Annotated in this window: 21 protein-coding genes and 2 tRNA genes; 19 read left to right on the top strand and 4 right to left on the bottom strand. The window is 32.1% G+C overall.

Features of this window, described 5'->3' with window-relative positions; all coding sequences use genetic code 4:
* Positions 1-6 precede the first annotated feature (6 nt).
* From rpoC to ABWU82_RS02435, 11 genes are all read left to right on the top strand, one after another.
* The gene (gene rpoC, locus ABWU82_RS02485; protein ID WP_353289921.1) at positions 7-3,867 is read left to right on the top strand and encodes a DNA-directed RNA polymerase subunit beta'; all 3,861 of its coding nucleotides are present in this window, start codon (positions 7-9) and stop codon (positions 3,865-3,867) included.
* Between the two features lie 180 nt (positions 3,868-4,047).
* The gene (gene rplM, locus ABWU82_RS02480) at positions 4,048-4,491 is read left to right on the top strand and encodes a 50S ribosomal protein L13 (RefSeq protein WP_353289920.1); all 444 of its coding nucleotides are present in this window, start codon (positions 4,048-4,050) and stop codon (positions 4,489-4,491) included.
* A gap of 24 nt (positions 4,492-4,515) precedes the next feature.
* The gene (gene rpsI, locus ABWU82_RS02475) at positions 4,516-4,911 is read left to right on the top strand and encodes a 30S ribosomal protein S9 (RefSeq protein WP_353289919.1); all 396 of its coding nucleotides are present in this window, start codon (positions 4,516-4,518) and stop codon (positions 4,909-4,911) included.
* A 593-nt stretch (positions 4,912-5,504) separates the two neighbouring features.
* Positions 5,505-5,581 (top strand) — tRNA-Ile (locus tag ABWU82_RS02470).
* A 6-nt stretch (positions 5,582-5,587) separates the two neighbouring features.
* Positions 5,588-5,663: transfer RNA gene (locus tag ABWU82_RS02465), tRNA-Ala, on the top strand.
* Positions 5,664-5,765: 102 nt separating this feature from the next.
* Positions 5,766-7,109 carry a DEAD/DEAH box helicase gene (locus ABWU82_RS02460; RefSeq protein WP_353289918.1) on the top strand — a complete coding sequence of 448 codons (1,344 nt, stop codon included), beginning with the start codon at positions 5,766-5,768 and terminating at the stop codon, positions 7,107-7,109.
* 109 nt (positions 7,110-7,218) lie between these two features.
* Positions 7,219-7,488, top strand: coding sequence for a 30S ribosomal protein S15 (gene rpsO / locus ABWU82_RS02455; RefSeq protein WP_353289917.1), 270 nt, complete (start codon positions 7,219-7,221; stop codon positions 7,486-7,488).
* A 47-nt stretch (positions 7,489-7,535) separates the two neighbouring features.
* Complete coding sequence (locus ABWU82_RS02450) at positions 7,536-9,239, top strand: hypothetical protein (RefSeq protein ID WP_353289916.1); 1,704 nt, start codon at positions 7,536-7,538, stop codon at positions 9,237-9,239.
* Positions 9,240-9,343: 104 nt separating this feature from the next.
* Entirely contained in the window at positions 9,344-9,823 is a 480-nt protein-coding gene (locus ABWU82_RS02445) for a hypothetical protein (protein WP_353289915.1), read from the top strand.
* A 10-nt stretch (positions 9,824-9,833) separates the two neighbouring features.
* Complete coding sequence (locus tag ABWU82_RS02440) at positions 9,834-10,553, top strand: glycosyltransferase family protein (RefSeq protein WP_353289914.1); 720 nt, start codon at positions 9,834-9,836, stop codon at positions 10,551-10,553.
* Between the two features lie 27 nt (positions 10,554-10,580).
* Entirely contained in the window at positions 10,581-11,297 is a 717-nt protein-coding gene (locus ABWU82_RS02435) for a YebC/PmpR family DNA-binding transcriptional regulator (RefSeq protein ID WP_353289913.1), read from the top strand.
* 219 nt (positions 11,298-11,516) lie between these two features.
* Here the strand turns inward: ABWU82_RS02435 and rpmB are convergent, their stop codons facing one another.
* The gene (rpmB, locus tag ABWU82_RS02430; protein WP_353289912.1) at positions 11,517-11,714 is read right to left on the bottom strand and encodes a 50S ribosomal protein L28; all 198 of its coding nucleotides are present in this window, start codon (positions 11,712-11,714) and stop codon (positions 11,517-11,519) included.
* Positions 11,715-11,876: 162 nt separating this feature from the next.
* Between rpmB and ABWU82_RS02425 the strand changes: the two genes are divergently transcribed.
* Genes ABWU82_RS02425 through rnc form a run of 4 tightly spaced genes read left to right on the top strand, consistent with a single transcriptional unit; the run spans position 11,877 to position 15,657 of the window.
* Positions 11,877-12,140, top strand: coding sequence for a hypothetical protein (locus ABWU82_RS02425; RefSeq protein ID WP_353289911.1), 264 nt, complete (start codon positions 11,877-11,879; stop codon positions 12,138-12,140).
* Between the two features lie 25 nt (positions 12,141-12,165).
* Positions 12,166-13,902 carry a DAK2 domain-containing protein gene (locus ABWU82_RS02420; RefSeq protein WP_353289910.1) on the top strand — a complete coding sequence of 579 codons (1,737 nt, stop codon included), beginning with the start codon at positions 12,166-12,168 and terminating at the stop codon, positions 13,900-13,902.
* Positions 13,903-13,927: 25 nt separating this feature from the next.
* On the top strand, positions 13,928-14,938 hold the full coding sequence (gene plsX, locus ABWU82_RS02415; RefSeq protein ID WP_353289909.1) for a phosphate acyltransferase PlsX: 1,011 nt from the start codon (positions 13,928-13,930) through the stop codon (positions 14,936-14,938).
* A gap of 14 nt (positions 14,939-14,952) precedes the next feature.
* The gene (rnc, locus tag ABWU82_RS02410; protein ID WP_353289908.1) at positions 14,953-15,657 is read left to right on the top strand and encodes a ribonuclease III; all 705 of its coding nucleotides are present in this window, start codon (positions 14,953-14,955) and stop codon (positions 15,655-15,657) included.
* Positions 15,658-15,710: 53 nt separating this feature from the next.
* Here rnc and ABWU82_RS02405 read toward each other — a convergent pair whose 3' ends face one another.
* Complete coding sequence (locus ABWU82_RS02405) at positions 15,711-16,364, bottom strand: hypothetical protein (RefSeq protein WP_353289907.1); 654 nt, start codon at positions 16,362-16,364, stop codon at positions 15,711-15,713.
* A gap of 105 nt (positions 16,365-16,469) precedes the next feature.
* Between ABWU82_RS02405 and truB the strand changes: the two genes are divergently transcribed.
* The 4 genes from truB to ruvB all read left to right on the top strand — a co-directional run bounded on the left by truB (position 16,470) and on the right by ruvB (position 19,585).
* A complete protein-coding gene (gene truB / locus ABWU82_RS02400; protein WP_353289906.1) occupies positions 16,470-17,144 on the top strand; it encodes a tRNA pseudouridine(55) synthase TruB in 675 nt (224 codons plus the stop codon).
* On the top strand, positions 17,125-17,991 hold the full coding sequence (ribF, locus tag ABWU82_RS02395; RefSeq protein ID WP_353289905.1) for a riboflavin biosynthesis protein RibF: 867 nt from the start codon (positions 17,125-17,127) through the stop codon (positions 17,989-17,991). The genes truB and ribF overlap by 20 nt, the downstream gene beginning before the upstream one ends.
* An 81-nt stretch (positions 17,992-18,072) precedes the next feature.
* Positions 18,073-18,675: a Holliday junction ATP-dependent DNA helicase RuvA gene (locus ABWU82_RS02390; RefSeq protein WP_353289904.1), complete on the top strand. Its 603-nt coding sequence runs from the start codon at positions 18,073-18,075 to the stop codon at positions 18,673-18,675.
* Entirely contained in the window at positions 18,647-19,585 is a 939-nt protein-coding gene (ruvB, locus tag ABWU82_RS02385; RefSeq protein ID WP_353289903.1) for a Holliday junction branch migration DNA helicase RuvB, read from the top strand. Before ABWU82_RS02390 ends, ruvB begins: the two co-directional genes overlap by 29 nt.
* On the opposite strand, the gene dinB is transcribed toward ruvB, so the two are convergent.
* Both dinB and ABWU82_RS02375 read right to left on the bottom strand, forming a co-directional pair.
* Complete coding sequence (gene dinB, locus ABWU82_RS02380) at positions 19,568-20,611, bottom strand: DNA polymerase IV (RefSeq protein ID WP_353289902.1); 1,044 nt, start codon at positions 20,609-20,611, stop codon at positions 19,568-19,570. The genes ruvB and dinB overlap by 18 nt on opposite strands.
* On the bottom strand, positions 20,602-21,345 hold the full coding sequence (locus ABWU82_RS02375) for a TlyA family RNA methyltransferase (protein WP_353289901.1): 744 nt from the start codon (positions 21,343-21,345) through the stop codon (positions 20,602-20,604). Before ABWU82_RS02375 ends, dinB begins: the two co-directional genes overlap by 10 nt.
* Positions 21,346-21,374 lie beyond the last annotated feature (29 nt).

Below are 21,374 nucleotides of genomic sequence, written 5' to 3'. Positions count from 1 at the left end.
TACACTATGCAAAATAATCAAAAGCAATCAAACATTAAAGCGTTAAAGATTGGGATTGCTTCTCCAGAAAGAATCCGTGGATGATCTCATGGTGAAGTAACTAAATCTGAAACTATTAACTATAAATCTTTAAAACCTGAATCAGGTGGGTTATTTGATGAAGCCATTTTTGGTCCAGTTAAAGATTACGAATGTGCTTGTGGAAAGTACAAAAAAGTCAAATTCAAAGGTAAAAAATGTGAAAAATGTGGTGTTGACATCACTGACTCAATCGTTCGTAGAGAAAGAATGGGACACATTGAATTAGCTAGTCCGGTTGCTCATATTTGAATGACTAAAGAACTTCCTAACCCTTCAAAAATTTCTTTATTATTAGATATCTCATATAAAGAAGTAGAACAAGTTGTGTACTTTGTAAACTACATCATCTTAGATGAAGGTCACTACGAATACAACGGGGAAAAATTATTCCGTCTAAAAGAAATCGTAGACTTATCAAGTGCAAAACACAACGCTAAAACAAGAACTAAATTACGTAGAATCTTGAAAGATATTCAAGACGAAATCGTTAAAGAACACGGTCGTGAACACTTTGATTACAAACGTGCTGTAACTTACGACTTAACATTAGCTGAAAAGAACTTACCATTCTCAATCCAAGAAGTATTTAAATTTATTACTAAATATACTGGTATTAAATTCGGGGTTGGTGCAGCTGCAATTCAAGAATTACTTAAGAACATTGATCTTGACAAAGAATACGACAAGATTAAAGCTGACTTAAAAGAATACAACGATGTAAGTAATGCTAAAGCAAGAAAATTATTAAGCCGTTTAGAAACTGTTAAATGATTAAAAGAATCAGGTAACAAACCTGAATGAATGGTAATGAACGTTGTGCCAGTAACTCCACCTGACACTCGTCCAATCATTCAATTAGATGGTGGTAGATTCACAACTAGTGATATCAACAACTTCTATAGAAAAATTATTATCAGAAACGACCGTTTGAAAAAATTATCAAACGAATACGCACCTGATATCTTAATGAACAACGAACGTCGTATGTTACAAGAAGCTGTTGACGCTTTATTTGATAACTCATCACGTAAAAAACCAGTAGTTGGTCGTGACCGTAGACCTTTAAAATCATTAAGTAACCACTTAAAAGGTAAACAAGGTTTATTCAGACAAAACTTATTAGGTAAACGTGTAGACTACTCTGGTCGTTCAGTAATTGTTATTGGTCCAGAACTTAAGATGTACGAAGTTGGTATTCCAGTCTTAATGATTCTTAAGTTATTCAAACCATTCATTATTCACGAATTAATTAAGAAATACGACGACGAAGGTAACGAAGTAACTCCTTACGTAACATCAATCAGACAAGCTGAAAACATGATTACTCGTCAAGAAGACGTTATCTGACCAATCGTTCAAAAAGTAATTAAAACTCGTCCAGTACTTTTAAACCGTGCGCCGACATTACACCGTTTAGGTATTCAAGCGTTCGAAGTTAAAATGACTGACGGAAAAGCTATTAGATTACACCCATTAGTAACAACTGCGTTCAACGCCGACTTCGACGGGGACCAAATGGCTGTTCACGTACCATTAGGAAAAGAAGCGATTGCTGAAGCTAGATCAATTATGTTAGCTTCATGACATATTCTTGGTCCAAAAGATGGTAAACCAATTATTACACCTACACAAGATATGGTTTTAGGTAACTACTACATTACTCGTGAAATTAAAGGTGTTAAAGGTGAAGGATTAATCTTCAATGACCAAGCTGAAGTAAAACGTGCTTTAGCTACTCACAAATTAGACATCCACGCTTTAATTGGTATTTCAACTAAAGCTTACCCAGCTAAAGAATTCATCCACGATGGTATCTTAATTACAACTCCTGGTAAAATTATCTTCAACGAAACTTTACCAACAAACTTCCCATACGTTAACGATGCAAAATTCTTAAATGGTCCTACTGCTGAAATGATTGCAACTAGAGGTCAAAACGTTAGAGAAATGATTCAAAACCATACTCCTAACAAACCATTCGGTAAAAAAGCCTTATCATCAATCATTAACAACTTATACATTAAGTACAGTGATGAACCAGCAATGGTTCCAGAAATCATGGACAAGATTAAATCATTAGGTTTCTACTACTCAATGATTTCTGCAACATCAATCTCAGCATTCGACGTACCGATGTACGATAAGAAGTACGAATACTTCGAAAAAGCTGACAAAAAAGTTTTAGATATTAAACACTACGCTGAAAAAGGTTGATTAAACGACGACGAACGTTATACAAAAGTCGTTGAATTATGAAGTAAAGTTAAAGACAAAGTTACAACCGATATTGCTGAATTAGTTAACTCTAAAGAATACGAAAGTAACTCAATCGTTATCATGGCCGACTCTGGTGCCCGTGGTAACATCTCAAACTTTACCCAATTAGCTGGTATGCGGGGCTTAATGTCTAAGTCATATAACTATGACCAAAAACGTAAATCAAAAGTTATTAAAGATACAATTGAAATTCCAATTAAACACTCATTCATTGAAGGTTTAACTGTATCTGAATACTTCAACTCTTCATACGGTGCTCGTAAAGGTATGACCGATACAGCCATGAAGACATCTAAATCTGGTTACATGACTCGTAAGTTAGTTGACTCAACTCAAGAAGTAATTATTACTGATGTGGACTGTCACGCAACTCGTGGTCTAAAAGTAGAAGCAATCGTGGATACTAAAGACCAAACAACTATCGAACCATTAGTAGATAGAATTGTTGGTAGACGTGTTGTCTTCGACTTATACGACGAAAAAGGCGTATTAATTATTAAAGCTGGTGACTTAATTACACCACAAGTAGCTAAGATTATTGAAGCTAACCACAGAGAAGTTGAAGTGAGATCACCACTTCACTGTCAAAGTGAAAACGGAATTTGTCAACACTGTTTCGGTCTTGACTTATCTACAAATAAAGAAATTAAACGTGGTACAACAATTGGGGTAATTGCTGCGCAATCAATTGGTGAACCTGGTACACAATTAACCATGCGTACATTCCATACTGGTGGGGTAGCCGGTGGTTCAAACATTACTCAAGGTTTCGAACGTTTAAAACAATTATTCGACTGTATTCCACCAAAACCATGAGAAAAATCTACAATTTGTGAAATTAACGGTTCAGTAACAAGTATTGATTACGATGCTAAACCAAACACAATCGTAGTTATCGTGGCAAACGAACTTGAAGAAATCGAATACGACTTACCATTAGATGCTAAGTTAAGAGTAGAACAAGGCGACAAAGTTTGTCCAGGTTCTAAGATTAGTGAAGGTTCAATCGATGTTAACGAATTATTAAAAGTTGCTGGTATTGATAAAGTTAGAGACTACTTAATTAAAGAAGTTCAAAAAGTTTACCGTACTCAAGGTATTGAAATTTCTGACAAGTACATCGAAGTTATCGTACGTCAATTAACAACTAAAGTTAAAGTTGTTAACCCTGGTGACTCAGATCTATTCATCGGTGAAATCATTAGTATCAACGAATTCAGAAGAATCGCTCAAGAATTATTATCACAAGGTAAAGTTCCACCAATGATTCTTAACCAAGTCTTTGGTTTAGACAACGCTCCTGCAATGTCAGGTTCATTCTTATCAGCGGCTTCATTCCAAGACACTAAGAAGACATTAACTGACGCTGCTGCTAGAGCTCAAGTTGACTACTTAGCTGGTCTAAAAGAAAACGTTATCTTAGGTAACTTAATCCCAGCTGGTACTGGTTTAGAAGACTCAGAAACAATCCTTGCTGAAGGATTAGAAATGATGAGTAAAGAATACTAATTTCTTACAAATTAGTTCTTAATATCACAAACTAACAAAAAAGAAGAAAGTTTTTGCACTTTCTTCTTTTTTTAATCCCTGAAATACTTTTGCAAGATTAATAAAAAATTATATAATTAATAAGTTACATCATTTCCACATAAGAATTTTAATATCTTATGAAAAGGAGAAAACTCAAATATGCAAAAAAGCTCAATGCTTAAAAGAGAAGCAGCTATTGCAGCTCGTAAATGATATGTAGTAGATGCTACTGATTTAGTATTAGGACGTTTATCAGTACAAGTAGCTGATATTTTACGTGGTAAAAACAAACCAAACTTTACTCCAAACGTTGATGGTGGAGATTACGTTATCGTAGTTAACGCTAAAAACATTAAATTAACTGGTAACAAAGCACAACGTGAAATCTGATACAACAACTCACACTACATTGGTGGGTTAAGAGCAAGAACTGGTAAAGAAATGATCGAAAATTATTCAGAAGAATTAATCAGAAGATCAATTAAAGGTATGTTACCTAAGAACAGATTATCTAGACAAATTTTAACTAAATTATTTGTTTACGAAGGTGCAGAACACAAACATCAAGCTCAACAACCAATCGCATTGGAATTAAAGAAATAATTAGGAAGAAGGAACTTATAAATTATGGACAAAAAAGCAGAATTTAAAGGTTTAGGAAGAAGAAAAAGCTCTGTAGCTAAAGTTAAATTACAACCAGGTACTGGTAAAATTTTAGTTAACAAGAAAAGCCCTACTGAATATTTCCCAAACGAATTAGTTATTCAAGACATGATGTTACCTTTAACAGTGACTGAAACTGAAAAAGCATACGATGTATTCGTAATGGTTGAAGGTGGCGGATTCACTGGTCAAGCTGGTGCTATTAGATTAGGTATTGCTCGTGCATTAATCGAAGTTAATGCTGAATACAAAAAAGTATTAAGATCACACGGTTTAGTTACTAGAGACGCTAGAGTTAAAGAACGTAAAAAATTCGGTTTATACGGTGCTCGTAGAGCTCCTCAATTTACAAAACGTTAATACAAGCAACAAAATATTACATATTGAGTCAAAAAATCCGCAATTCCACGCGGATTTTTTTTATTGGTTTTTTAGTTCTGAAATAATTTATACATTTAAGAGACTGATTAACGTTGTTTTATAAGGAATTCTTAGTATTTAAAGATTAATTGAATTAGCAAGTTACTAAAAAATAAAAGAAATTACTGTAAGTTAATAATCAAACAATAAATTTTTATGGGAATATGTTCTTACCAACAAGAAACAGAAGAAAAAAATAAGTGGAATTTTGTTATATTTGGCTATTTTGTAGAAAAAAATAAAAAAGTTTTAGAAAAAAAGAAAATCTTTTTTAGGTATAATAATCTTGTTTATTAGGAAAAAACGTATGTTTTTGGGCCAAAATAGCCCTTTTTTCTAGTAAAAATAGCCAATTTATAAAAAAAATTAAATATTTTATAAAAAAATTAAAAAAATACTTGCATTTTACTTAGCAAATGTACTATAATATTTAGGTGAGTTAGTTAAAGATTCACAAAATTAAAAAAAATTAAAAATAAGTGTTGACAAATTTAAAAAAATATTATATACTTATTAGGTAAGTTAAATTAAATGGAAGTATAGCTCAGTTGGTTAGAGCACACCCCTGATAAGGGTGAGGTCGGTGGTTCGAGCCCACTTACTTCCACCATCTTATGGGGACTTAGCTCAGTTGATAGAGCATCTGATTTGCACTCAGAAGGTCGTGGGTTTGACTCCCATAGTCTCCACCATTTTATAAATAAGTCCTACAATAGTAGGACTTTTTTCTTTACCTATGGACTTTTTTGAAGTTAATAGATAAAGAAAATTTTTAACAAGAGAAAGGTAATAATATGAACAGCAGACATTTTAAAGTTTGAATTGAAAAAACTTTGCAAGACCAAAATATTGTCAAAGCAACAGAAATCCAACAAAGAACTTTACCATTAACTTTAAAGCATCATAATGTTATCGGTGTAGCTCCAACAGGAACAGGAAAAACTTTAGCGTTTTTATTACCAATCCTTAACGAGTTAAACTTTGAAAAAGGAATTCAAAGCGTAATCGTTTGTCCAACTAGAGAATTAGCAAGACAAATTAAAAGCAAAATCGATGACTTTAAAAAACAAAACTCAAATTTAAAGGCCGTGTTATGAATCGGTGGGGAAGACATTGACAAATTAATTAGTCAAGCTTCAAAGAATAACAATTACCAAATCGTGGTAACAACACCAAGTAGATTCATTGAAATGGTTGAAAAAGTACCGACACTAAACTTTAAAGATTTAAGATCGATCGTGTTAGACGAAGCGGACATGTTGTTAGATCTTGGGTTCTTCCCTGAAATTGACCAAATGTTCCAAAGATTCAAAAGTATTGATGGCTTACAAAAAATGGCTTTCAGTGCCACTTTACACGAATTATTAAGAAACAATTTATCAAAGTATTTTGAAGGTGCTAAAATTATCGCAACGCAAGATTCAATCTACGCAAACGAAAAAATTAAACACTATTTAATTAAAAATACTGATAAATTTCACGCTTTATCTGTAATTGCGAACCAAATTGAACCATATTTATGTTTAGTTTTTACTAATACTAAAAAACAAGCTGACGAAATTTACAAGTACTTCTTAGAACAAAACCGTTCTGTAATTAACTTACACGGTGGTTTACAAACTAGAGAAAGAAAAAACAACTTAAAAGATATTCAAAACCTAAAATACCAATACGTAATTGCAACCGACTTGGCAAGTAGAGGTTTAGATATTGAAGGTGCCAGTCACGTTATTTCATGAAACTTAGCTGATGATCCAGAATGATACGTGCATAGAGCTGGTCGTGCTGGTAGAAGTAAATACGAAGGTATTTCATACGTATTGTACGATGAACAAGATAATGAAAAGTTGGTCACTTTAACTAAAAAAGGTATTAAGTTTGAAAACTTACAAATCAAAAATAATAAATTAGTTAAAGCTAAAATTAGACTTTACAAAAAACCAATCATCAACCAAGAACAAGAAGATGAAATTAAACAGTTAGTAAAAAATACGAAAAAAACAGTCAAACCTGGTTACAAGAAGAAACTAAAACAAGATATTGCGAAAATTAAACAAAAGCATAAGAGAAAACATATCGAAGCTTCTGTGAAACAACAAAGAATTAAGAAGTACAAACAAGAAAACGCTAAAAAGTAGAATTTTCTTGTAGAATTAAAACCGTTATTTGTTTGACATTGTTGCGATTGTTCCCACATCCAGCTTTGTTAAACGTATAAGAAATCAATTTATTACGGGAGAAAAAATCATGGCTATTTCAAAACAATTAAAATCTGAATTAGTTAACAAATTCGGTGGTTCAGCAACTAACACTGGTAAAACAGAAGTTCAAATTGCTATTTTAACTGCTGAAATCGACGCTTTAACTGCTCACTTAATCGCTAACAAGAAAGATAAAATTTCTAAATCAGGGCTATACTCAAAAGTAGCAAAACGTAGAAACTTATTAGCTTACTTAAAAGCAAGTGACATTGAACGTTACAGAGCTATCGTAAAAGAATTAAACTTACGTGGCTAATTATTATTTTCAAATCAATAATATATATAAATTAGAAAGTTAAATTAATGGGTAAAACAGTCATTATTTCCAATAAGACATACAACAATATGTCTGAAGTTGGTCTTAATTATTGTCATGACGATGGTAACGTCTATACAGCTGATAGACTTTACGGAACTATTAACGAAACATTAAACTATCAAATCAAAGCCAAGAATCGTATTCTTGGTTTTCTTGTATCGTTCTTATTCCAAACGACTGACTATAAAAAGAACAAAAAACTTTCAAATATTAAAATGAGCAAGGGAGATATCTTACTAACCTTATTCTTCTGAGCTTGTATTATCGCTTTAATCTGTTGTATTATCTGAGGAATTGCTATTCCAATTATCAACTCTTCAGTACAATCAATTAAATTAGCAGAAGGAACATTTACGGGTAGTGTTCTCGCTAACAATCATGTAGTAGGATTTGTATTTAACGGTAAATTAGCAGCCGCCACAATTAACCAATTGATGGAAGCTGTAAACAAAAATGGTGATTTAACTGCTAGTGGCGCTGCTGCTGGAGTAAAATCATTACCTTGAGCACAAGCTTACTTAGAACAATGATGAGTAAACCATGCTACTACAGGCTACAGTAAAGATGCTTTAGGTATGGTTGAATTCTTAAAGAACCAAGTTTTAGGTCAAATGGGTAAAGCAACAGCAACTGTTGTTTTATTGGACAAAAACTTACAAGTCTTCATGTACTTCAACATTGTTGCTAAAACGTTAGATCCAAAACAAGGTGTTCCTGTATTTGATACAGCGAAAATGATGTTTAACGGATTAAACCAAGGCAACCCTTACTATGGTTTAGAAGCTACAAGCTTTAGCTTAACTTCTAACCAAGCTACTCAAGCTTTATTAGTACCAAGAATTTGAATCGCATGATTCTCATCTGGTAAAGTAATCGTACCTTTAATTTTCACATTACTTTTAATCATTATCGTTGCAATGTACAGACACTTAATTAAAAAAGTACGTCCTCGTATGAACGCAATGGGTATTGCTGATTATGTAATGGCAAAAGTAGTCTTCTCTAAGAGATTAAGACTATTATTAAGAAAACCAGTTCCAATGGTTGAAGGTGTGAAAGAATTAAATCACAGATTCTTATTCGCTGCTCCTGAATTAGGAGTTGGTGGTATCTACTTCAACTTAAGATTACTAAACTACATGTATGCAACATTCAGAGAAATGAACGTTGTATTAGTGTTCCCATTCGGGGATAACGATGCTGGTATCGCTGAATTACAAAAAATCGTTGCACAAGACTTCCAAAACTTAGATTTAACAATCGTTGATGATGAATTAGCGGCTAAATTTAGTTCATTGGACAGCAGTGGTAACTTCTTCAGATTTGGTGGCAAAGCTATGAACCAAGATGTTACAGAAATTTCTGTGGTTGATGCTCAAACTCCAAAAGACATGGCAAGAACAATTTACTCAAGTGAATTGGCTGTTAGACTAAGAATCAAAGATGAATCAAGAGTTAACAGAATTAGAAGAGCCAGTCTAAAAGAAGGTTTAAAATTCGGTGGCGTAAACCACAATTTAAACGAAAACGAAAAAGCTGAAATTACTAAAAAAGTTCAAGAACAAGTGGCTCAATCAGACAGCGACTTTATTCAAAAACAATTAGCAATGATTCAACAAATGAAAAATGATTCAGTGTTAGGTCACATTACAAACACATTTAAAAACAATAAACCAAGCGAAAAATAATTTAATTTTGAAAGAATTATTAAATAAATAATTTTATAATAAAGCGAACTAGTTCTATTCAGGGACTAGTTCGTTTTTTTGTTATAAAAATTTATATAATTTAAATGAGTATTTATATTTTTAAAATGTGAAGTAAATTAATTAATTATTGTAAAAAGTATCAACAACAAGCAAAACATGAATTTGGTCTAAAAATGATGCGTAACAGTATGTCACGTCAGAATAACCAAAAAACCAAAAAACTATATCATAATCAGCATTTATTAGATGTGAAAGTGAAATGGTTACGTAGTGATCTAGAAATTCAAGAAAATTTAACTTGTTGTCTAGAACTAGATTACAAACAATGTTTTTTAATTACGAATAAGTGTCAATTTAATACTTTAAATTATTTGATTGATTTAGATGTTGTTATTGTGGATTTGTCGTGAAAGGTGACTCATACTTACAAGTCTATGGCGCCTAACACCCAACTACAACAATTAGATCGTGTCAGTCATATTTTTGTGTTAACGAAAAATTCGGTAAACGTTTTAAATATACAAATCGGTGACATTATGCAACCTATGTCTAGGGTTAACTAACGGATTTTTTATGTCTAATCATAGCTACACTAACTCATATTCATCAACAAGAATTATTATTTCTCAAGAATTACTAGTTTTGTACTTAGTGCAAAACAATGATATCAAAACTATTATTCAGAATGCATCAGCCATTGAACAAGAAGCAATGCATGATGTTTTAGTTTTGCTGTCAGATAGTCAATCTGAATTAATGTCAGAACTACAATCCCACAACATTAAATATCAAGCTTTTAGTACAACAGATTTAACACTGAAACTAAAAGCTGGGTTTGAATATGGTCTTAATAATGGCTATAAGTATATGGTGGAATTTGATGATGATGGTCAATATGACTGAACTGAAATTGTGAAGCTCTACCAAAAAAGTACCGAAACTAATTGCGACATTGTTATAGGTAATCGTACTAAAAACAGATTATTCAACATGAGTAAAGGTGATACCAAAATCACCAACGCATTACAAACTAAAGCGAATGCAATGATTGAAGACGCATTTTGTTTTTTACGTTTATTTAATGACAGCGCAGTTAATGTGTACTTATCAGAAGGTTTTACAAGTTATGATCCAGCTTCATATGTTTTTTTAAGTAAAAAAGCGAATTTGAAGTTTGGACACGTTAATGTAGTGTGCCAAACAGGCACTAACTCATGACAAAACGCAAGAATTAATAATCCAATTTATGTCACTAAGCAATATACTAAAATTTTATTTGGTAACGTTAAGTAAGCCAAACATCATTAAGGAGGAAATATTATGCCACGTAAACACCTAATTGCGTCAGGGATTAATAAAAAACAACAACAACAATCAAAAATCTGAATGAAATGTGCTAGAGAAATTAAAGCCGCTGTTAAAGTTGGTGGCCCAAACCCAGAAGCTAACCCAAGATTAAAAGCTGCTATTGTAAGAGCTTTACAAAACAACTTAAGTAGAGACTCAATCCAAAGAAACATTTCAGGTGCAGACAAAGATGCTGCAAGCTTAAAAGAAGTAACTTACGAAGGACGTGGTCCAAAAGGTTTAGCAATTATTGTTAAAGCTTTAACTGACAACGAACAAAGAACAATTAGTGCTGTAAGAGGATACTTCTCAAAACTTCATGGAGAAATTTCTAAACCTAACAGTGCAATGATTTTATTTGATGAACACGGTCAAATTATTATTGAAAAAACTGCTGATTTAACAGAAGATAAAATTTTAGAAACAGTGTTAGATTTTGATGTAGTAGATTTAAGACAAGATGAAACTGCTTTCGAATTATTAGTAACTCCAGAAACATTCTTTGATGCTAAACAAGCTTTAGAAGATGCTGGTATTGCTATCGCTGAAGCTGATGTAAAATTAATTCCTAACTCAACTGTAGACATCACAGAAGAAGAAAACGAAAAATTAGAAAGATTCATTGAACAATGTGAAGATGATGACGATGTTCAATGAGTTGTGACAAACTTAGGCGACATTTTAGACTAATAATATTAGTTAATTGAAAACTACGCTAAAATCCCCGTAAGAATGGTTCTTGCGGGGATTTTTTTAACATTCTTTAATTAGATTATGTTTAGATGGGCTGGTTTAATCAATAAAACATAAAAAAACTTGCAACCGTAAGGTTACAAGTCCTGATTCGTAGTATGTAGATCTTCAACTATAAAACAAAACCCATAGAAATATGGGTCCATTTAGATTAAATTATGCTAATTGGTTGTTTTTCTTTAAAGTTTTTAAAGTTCTAGCTGAAACTTTGACAGTAGCTACTTGTCCATCAGCTGTTTTTACAGTAACTTTTTGTAAGTTAACGTTTCAAACTCTACGAGAGTGGTTCATAGCGTGTGAACGTTTGTTTCCTACTAATGGACCTTTACCAGTTAATTGGTCTTTTCTTGACATAAAAACTCTCCTTTCTGGCAGTTGATACAAGATTATATGCATATAAATTTGTAACTAAAAAATTATATCATATAGATAATAAAAGTTCTAAAATATCGATATTTCTATAAAATTAGTATAATTAGATAGTTTATATCAATATCAAAAAATGGAGTTAGAAAGATGAAAGCAACTCGTTTTAACAATAGTATTATTATTAATTTAATTACAACAACCGCCAATACTGTACCTGGAGTTAGTAAGGTTGAAGTAAATGAAGAAGGTATTGATTTAGAAAGCAATGTGATAACAGTCGAGGCTTGATTATCTGATAACGTCTTAAACGTCAAATCAGCCGCACAAGACTTACAAAAAACAATCTATTATAATTTGTCACAACAATTAGATAACTTAGATTTGTCAATCAATATTCAAATTCACATTTAATGATGATAGAAAGGGTAATTTAATCATGATTACTTTGCAACAATTTATCGATATGATCAACGGTGGAGCAAAAGTCTTAGACATTGAATATGACTACATTAACGACTTAAACGTATTCCCTGTGCCTGATGGAGACACTGGTTCAAATATGAAAACCACTGTAAATGGTGCAATCGAAGCGGTTAGCAATGCAAAGATTACTGACTTTAAACATTTAGCAGATGTATTTGCAAGAGGGTTATTAATGAATGCGAGAGGTAACTCAGGTGTTATCTTTAGCCAAATTATTCGTGGATTTGTAAGCAATTTCACTCCAAGTATGAAAGAAATCACACCAGCGATTTTAAAAGAATCTTTACAATTAGCTAAAGATAAAGCTTACAACGCGGTAGCCAACCCAATTGAAGGGACTATCTTAACAGTTATTAGATGTATGGCAGAAAACGCCAACAGTGAAGAAAATGAAACAGTAGAAGACAACATTACTTTAATGCAACGTGTAGTTGAAGCGGGTAACATTGCTTTAGATAACACACCCAACATGTTAAAAGAATTAAAAGAAGTTGGTGTAGTGGACTCTGGTGGTTATGGTTTAATGTGCTTCTTCAAAGGGATGTTAGCAGTATTAGAAAACAACTTAAATGAAGTCGTGAAAAAATGCCAAGAACACGTAAAAGATAAATCTGTGAACTTGGATGACGACTCATTTAAATTCTTTGATAATACAAGAGAAGAAGAAGGTTTCGGTTACTGTAGTGAAATTATTATGACAATTGGTTCTAACATTAACCCTAACTTAGAAACTAAAAAAGCACCATTTGTCTTAGAAGCGTTCCGTAAAGAATTATCAAGAATCGGTAACTCATTAGTATGTGTGCAAGATGGCGATTTAGTAAAAGTTCATGTTCACACCATGAAACCATACCGTTTATTACAAATTGGACAAAAATATGGTGAATTCGAAAAAGTAAAATTCGAAAACATGACTAACCAATACTACGCAAAACAAGAAAAATTTGCGAGTCAAACTGACACTGCTAAAAAAGTTAAACCGGTCGTAAGTGCAGCTAAAGTGAAAAAATTAAAAGAAGGCATTTCTTTAATTGCTACTGTACCAACGAAAAAAATTGCAAGATTATATAAAAATAACTACGGGTTATCAACAACTATTACAACTGAAGAAAATGCGCCATCAATTCAAGACTTTATTGATGCATTGTACAAAGCTGAATGTAAATCAGCCTTCATTGTTACTGATGACTCTAACTTAGTTATGGCAGCCACTGAAGCAGCCAACCAAGTGGCTAAAGATATTATGGTAAAAGTTTTACCAGCTAAGAACACATTTGAATCATTAGTGATTGTGACTACTTTTGATAAAGATGCAAGTTACAAAACTAACTACAAAGATATGACCAAGATTTTAAAGAAAACTATTTCTGGTGTAGTTTCAACATCAATTAGAGATGTAAACTACAGTCATATCCAAGTTAAAACTGGCGAAAAGATTGGTATTGTAGACAAGAAGATTATGGTCTCAGACACTAATGAATTAAAGGTGTTAAAAGATACATTAGATATCTTAATTAAGAAAGCTAAAGGTTCAGACAACCTTGATATTTGTTACTTAATTTATGGGGCTAATGCTTCCTTGTCAACAATTAGACAATTTGAAAAATACGCTAGTGAAAACTACGGTCTATATTGTGAAGTCCAAAATGGTGGTCAAAAAGTTTATGACTACTACTTGGGAGTACAATAATAGAATTTAGAAACTAGGAGATGCTATGAGATTAGGTGTTGATGTAATGGGTTTTGAGAATGATATTTCTCAAGCCATTAAAGCGTGTCGAACTTTTCAAAAAAAATATAAAGATGTACAAATCTGCTTAGTGGGTGACGAAAACCAAATCCAACCACATTTATTAGCTAATGACGAGTTTGAAATTGTTCATACTGACCAATTTGTGACTCAAGAAGATACAATTTTATCTGCTAGAAGAAAACCAAAATCTTCAATGCAAGTGTTAGCGAATTTGTTAAAAGAAGATAAAGTAGACGGCTTATTAAGCGCGGGTTCTACCCCTATCTTTGTGTTTACGATGTATTCTACGATTGGAATGCTACCTGGTGTGGATAAACCTGGTTTTATGCCAACAATTCCAACTAGTGACGGTCAAGCATTTAACTTATTGGACGTTGGTGCATCCATTAACGTGGAACCTTTAGATTTGGTAAGATTTGCGATCATGGGGAATGCCTTTGCTAAACAAAGAGTGAAGGAACCAGTTATTGGTTTATTAAATATTGGAACCGAAGAACATAAAGGTCACAAATATTTACAAGAAACCAGTCAATTATTAAGAAAGACTAATTTAAACTATAAAGGGTTTGTCGAATCTAAAGAACTTTTAAATAGAGTAGCTGATGTAGTGGTGACTGACGGTTTTACAGGCAACATCACTTTAAAAGCGTGTGAAGGGGCTGCAAAAGCCGTAAGTAATATTTTTAAAACAGAATATAAAAAACCAAAAAATATTTTGGCAACATTATTCTCTTTAGGAATTATCAAAAAAGCTACTCGTACTTTTGATTACAAAGATCATGCTGGTGCTTTTGTCTTAGGTCTTAATAAAATTTGTGTGAAAACGCACGGTTCAGCCGATGAACGGCAATTTTACAGTTCTTTAAGAATGTTATATGACTGTTTAAAAAATAATGTTTTAGAAAACATTAAAGCTGATTTAAACGCTTTTAACGAAACTTTAAATTTAGTTTCTGATGATGTTCATAATTAAGGAAGTATACGATTATGTCAAACAAAGAACACGAAGTTTTTAATAAAGAGAAGTTAAACACCATTTTTAAGAAATACAGCATTAATCCTAAAAAGTATTCTAGATACCAAACGGCGTTAACTCACAGTTCGTACAAAAACGAACATAATTTAAATAACGATTACGAAAGATACGAATTCTTAGGCGACTCAGCGGTGTCATGAGTCATCACTAACTATTTGTTTGATAAAGAAAATTTAGCTGAAGGGGAAATGTCTATCATTAAAGCTAAATTAGTGTCTACCAAATCGTTAGCAAAAGCGACTCGAATGTTAGGTTTAGACGAACTTATCTTATTAGGTAACGGGATGAAAAATAAAGCCTTGACTGATAAGGTTTTAGAAGACGTTTTCGAAGCTTTTATTGGAGCGGTAGCCAAAGATGTGGGTATTAAAAAAGCTCAACTAATCATTAAAGACACCGTGATTAAAATGTACAATCATGGTGAAATTAACACGTCAAAACCATACAAAACGTTAATTCAAGAATATTTAGGTCGTTCTGAAAATAAAGAAATTAGATACATTCCGTTAAACGAAAAGAACGAAACTCCAAGAAGAGTAAGACTAGAATTTAACGGTATTACTTATGCCGAAGGTTTCGGAAATACATTAAAAGAAGCTGAAGAAAACGCAGCATTCAACTGCTACAGCTTAGTTGCAAACAAACAACATCATTAACAAGAAAAAAATGTGGTTGTCTCTTAAGTGAGACGCCACATTTTTTGTTGTACTTATTTACTGTATGCAGGGACGTGTTGTCCTGAAGTAATGATGAAGTAAAGAGCGATTGGTAAAACAATAACTCCGACGATACCAATTCAAATTCTGACACCAGTCGCAAAGGCTTTGCTGTCTACATATCTTTGTCAGTTTCAGTTAAACTTATTGTCTAAAGTATCAATTCTAAAGTTGGTACCAAAGTATTCGTTGAATCTTCTGACAAAAATTTGTTTTTGTTGTCTGATCCGGTCTTTTTTGTGTACAGGGAAGAAATAAATCATTGCCACTTTTCTTTTGATGATTTTGAATCATTTAGTTCTTCTGGCTTTTTTGAATTTATCTTCTAAACTTAACTTGCTGTAGATTAATTTCTTATCTAAGATAGTTTGTTCTTCGTCAGAAGAGCTAGCAGAACCATCTACAGTAATGTTATTAGTAGCGCTAACTTCAGAGACTGTAGCATCAGCTTGTTTTGCTTCTTGAGTTGCTTCAACAGTGTGCGGAATGCTGTGTTCTGAATCTTCTGCTAATTCGTTAGCAGAGTAACTACTAATAGGTTTGTCGTTAGTGCCCTGTTTATTGTTTAAAATTTGATCTAAGAAATCAGTGTCAAATTCTTCGACAATTTCTGATTCGCTTTTCTTACTTTTAGATTTATCTTTCATACTTAACTCTTTCACGATTGTGTTTTTAAAATATTTGATTAATATCTGATAGTATGGAAAAACTACTATAATAGTTTATACTTTAATAAGTATAAGCGATAAATTATGAATAAACAACAAACAAAAAATATTATTTTGATAAATAAACCACTCCACTGAACCTCTAATGATGTGGTCAGAAAAGTGAAGAATACTTTAAACGCAAAGAAGGTGGGCCATGCGGGCACGTTAGATCCATTAGCTAGTGGTTTATTGATTTTAGGTATCGGATCTGGTACAAAACAGCTAAATGATTTAATCACAAACGATAAAGAATATGTAGCAACTGTGCATTTCAACTACTACACTGATACGTACGACAACGAAGGCCAAGTGTTAGCGTACCAAAATAAAGAAGTTACTATTTGTGATATTTTACCTGTTTTAGAAAACATGAAAAACATGGAATACTGACAAGTACCACCTAAATACAGTGCAATTAAAATTAATGGCCAAAAAGCTTATGACTTAGCACGTAGCAATAAAGAAGTGGTTATCGAACCCCGTCTAGTACACCTGTATGATTATGAAATTTTAAGCTTTATTGATAAAGAATTAGTCATTCGTTTACATGTGTCTAAAGGCTTTTATGTCAGAAGCTTTGCTCATGATTTGGGTGAAAGAATTAACAACTACGCGAATTTAGCGGGTTTAGTTAGAACGAAAATTGGCGAATTCGACTTACAAAACGCCTGAAGTCTTGAAGAATTAAAAACAAAATATGATTCTGAATTGGAATAAAGACAATCTTTCAAACTTACAAAATTGCACAATCGATAATTTAGTAATTGGATTTTTTGATGGCATCCACAAGGGTCACCAAAAAATCTTTCAAAATTTAACGGGCAAGACCTGCGTATTAACCTTTACAGACATGGTTTGAAAAGCCCCCTTTTTATATCCGTTAGAAGAACGAATTCAGCAGTTAGAGCAATTGTTTTATCCGGAACACATCTTAATTTTTGATGTCATGCAACACAACTTAACTGCTCAAGAATTTATTGAACAGTACTTACAACCATTAAAGATTAACCAAATTGTGGTAGGAGCTGATTTTAAGTTTGGCAAAGACCAAAAAGGTGTAGAGTTTTTACAACAATTTTATTGTGTCAAAGTGGTGAGTCGTGATGACGAATACGCTTCATCAACAATTAAGAAATATTTAATGCAAGCCGAATTACAAAAAGCTAATGAGATGTTAGTAATCCCTTATTACCGTGTAGGACAAGTTATTCATAACTTCCAAATTAGCCGAGCTTTAAATTATCCCACTGCTAATTTGCGAATCAATGATAAATTAGTAACTTTACCTGATGGGGTTTACATTACTCAAACTCGTTTGCAAGAAAGTCAATATAATTCCACGACTTTTATTGGCATCCCTAAAACGTTTGAAAATATTACTACAAAGCACTTTGAATCCTTCCTTATTGATTATGTTGGACCTGAATTTTATGATGAAACCATTCGTGTAACTTTTTTTGAATGGATTGATCCAGTGAAAAAATATCCTTCTGTAGCAGAACTAAAATCCGGGATCCAAAAGCAAGTGCAACAAACCAACGAATACTTTAAATCAAGACACTAAAATTACTTTCTCGTTTTTAAGAAAGTAATTTTTTTATTGACCTCATTACTTAACGGTGAAACAGAAAGTGAGGTTTTGCGTATGGTGAGAGGCTTTCACGGAACAGTTATTTATTCAACAGAAGATTCTGTATATTTTGTAAACAGCCATGATTGTTTAGAAATTTATAACAACCACCAACAAGAATGAAAACTGAACCAAAATTATTTTTTATACGTTTATGAACAAAAAGTCTTAAGTGGAAAAAGTGTAGAACATATTGTGAATTTTGGTTTTACGAAAATCACAGACTGCATTACTTTTAAGAACTTATTAGGATTGAGTGGCATCGGAGTTAAGACGGCGTATAAGCTACTTCAATACGGAATTGAGGATATCCAGCAATATGTTCAGATGCATGATGTATTCGATGTGATGGAACACTATAAGATATCAGAAAAAGTTGCTAACACCTTGGTTGATCATTTTATTAAAAATGACTGTTCAACTATAAAAAATCCTAATGATATGAAAAAGATTAATGACGCAATTTATTATTTACAAGAGTTAGGATATTCGAAACAATTATCAACAAAAGTGGTTTGAAACAGAAGAAACGAAGTTTTACAAAAAAATTTCAGTCAAATTTTTTCAACCTTAATTGGAGATATTAAAAATGAACGTTGCAAATTTAAGACCGAATAGTTTTGAAGAATTTGTAGGTAAAGATGAAATTAAAGAATCTTTAAAGATTTACATTAATGCCGCCCTTCAGCAAAAGAAAACGTTAGACCATTTATTGTTTTATGGCTATGCTGGTAACGGGAAAACGTCGTTAGCAGGAATCGTTGCTAAAGAATTAAATAAGAAAATTCATTACATTCAAGGCCCAACTATCAAACACCCTAGTGATGTCTTAGACATTATTTCGATGTTGGAAGAAGGCGACATTATTTTTGTTGATGAAATTCATAATGTAGAACACAAGTGTTTAGAATTGTTTTATTCGATTTTGGAAGACTTTGTCGTGGACATTAAAATCGGTAAAGATTTAAACAGTATGTACAATAGGTTACAAGTGCCTAAATTTACTTTTATTGCGTCCACAACTAATTTAGGAAAACTGCCAGAAGCATTTATTGAGCGGTTCCCAATTAAGTTTTATTTTGATACTTATAAAAACGAGGAAATTTTTTTAATCCTCAAGCGTTTAAATTTATTCAATAAAGAGTTATTAGAAGACTCGGAATTACAAACGTTGGCACATTCTTCTAAAGGTAATCCTAGAATCGCTATTAATTTGTATCGTAGATTTTTTGATTATCGCTTTTTATATCCAGACTGGTTAGCTGAAAAAATTTTAAATAGTATCGGTATTTTTAACGATGGTTTAGAAAAACTAGATTTAAATTATTTAAGAGTTATTTACAACAATTTTGGTAAACCTATAGGCATCAAAACAATTTCTCAATCTTTATCGGTGGACCAAAAAACTATTGAATCAAAAATTGAGCCGTTCTTATTAAAACGTGGTTATATTATGAAAAAAACCAATGGAAGAATTTTAACTTCCAAAGGTTTTGAAATTGTTTCGCCGCTATTGAACGAGATTTAATTTAGATAATGATAAACCAACTAATCTTAAAGGATCATCATTTCATAATTCAAATAACAAATCTTTAGCAACTTGGTAAATTGTTGATGAATCATTAAACTGGTGTTTTAAAGATTTAGATTTACTTTTAGTATCAAAGTTATCATATCTGATTTGAATTGTGACGGTTTGACAAACTAGTTTTTGACTTTGTAATTCTTGACTTAAATTACGAGCAATATTTCGATATATTTTTAATAAAACATCTAGTTCAAATTCTGAAGTGTGTAAAGTCAAACTTTTGCTGACACTTTTTGGTAAAGTTTCTTCAATTTGTAAGGTTTCGTCTACATTTTTGCCAGTAGCTAAGTCATAATATTGGTAATATTTACGACCTAAAAGTTTGACTAATTCGCTTAGTTTAGACGAATGAACAAAATCTCCGATAGTAAAAATTTGGAGATTTTTTAATTTTGGTAGTGTTTTTTTACCGATACCAATAAATTTTTCAATTTTTAATGGGTAAAGTTTCGTTTTAATTTCTTTTAAATGCAAACTAGAAATTCCATGTGGTTTCTTTAAATCCGTAGCGATTTTAGCTAAGAATTTAGATTCAGATATACCGATAGAAACTGACAAGCCTAATTTTTTTTGAATTTCTTGTTGAATCGTGATGGCTAAAAGTTGAGCGTTATTGTGAAATTTTGGCAGAATATTGGTAACGTCTAAAAAGCATTCATCAACAGATACGATTTCTAACGAGTCAGTAAAACTGTATTTTAAAAAAGTGAAGAATTGTTGTGAATGTTGGTGGTAACGTTCATGGTGTGGTTTTACGATAGCAATATCCGGGCAAAGTTTTCTTGCATCGTTTACATTCATAGCTGATTTAATACCATATTTACGCGCTTCGTAATTACAAGTAGAAATAACCGCATGTTTACCTTCTCCAGCAATAACGAAAGGGAGGTTTTTTAACATCGGTTCATAAATTTCTTCTACGGATGCAAAAAAGGCATCTAAATCAATATGAAAAATTACTTTCATTTTTTAAATCAAGCAACGAATTCTGTGTTTTCTAATTTATTACCTTTGATTGGTGATTCAACGATATCAATAAGTTTAAAACCATTTTCTAAAGCGTAAGTTGTGACATTATTGATGGCGATATCGTGATATTTTTTATTTTTCACACTAGCTTTACATTTGGAAATGATTTCTGGTGAAAGTTCAAATTGAGGTTTGATTAAAAAGATTAAATTTGTGTTTTCATCTGTAACTGACTTAATGTTAGCAAAGACGTGTTTCAAACTAATAAAACTAACATCACACACAATAATATCAATATGGTGTTCAAAGTTGATTTCATTTAAGTTCTTAACGTTAGTTTTTTCTAAATTAATTACCTTAGGGTTATTTACTAGACTTGAATCTAATTGGTTATAACCTACATCTACGGCATATACTTGTTTTGCACCGTGTTGTAAAGAACAATCAGTAAAGCCGCCTGTAGAAGCTCCAATATCTAGAACCACTTTATCTGTAAAGTCGACTCCAAAACTTTCGATACCTTTTTCAAGTTTTAGTCCAGCTCTAGAAACATATTTCATTTTTTCTTTGATTACAATGTTGTCTGTTTCTGCAACTAAAAAATTTGGCTTAGTAATTACTTTTTCGTTTACTAAAACGTTTCCATTTTCAATTAAAGATTTTGCTTGGCTTCTACTTCTAGCCAATTCTAATTTTGTTAATAAAATATCAATTCTTTCTTTATTTTCCATACTCATTCTCTATAAAACTTATCAATTTA

Origin of the sequence: Ureaplasma ceti (genome assembly GCF_040369755.1) — a bacterium.
GTDB classification, from domain to species: Bacteria; Bacillota_I; Bacilli_A; order Mycoplasmatales; family Mycoplasmoidaceae; genus Ureaplasma; species Ureaplasma ceti.
Note: the sequence above shows the minus strand (reverse complement) of the source record. Positions and strands in the feature narration are given on the sequence as shown.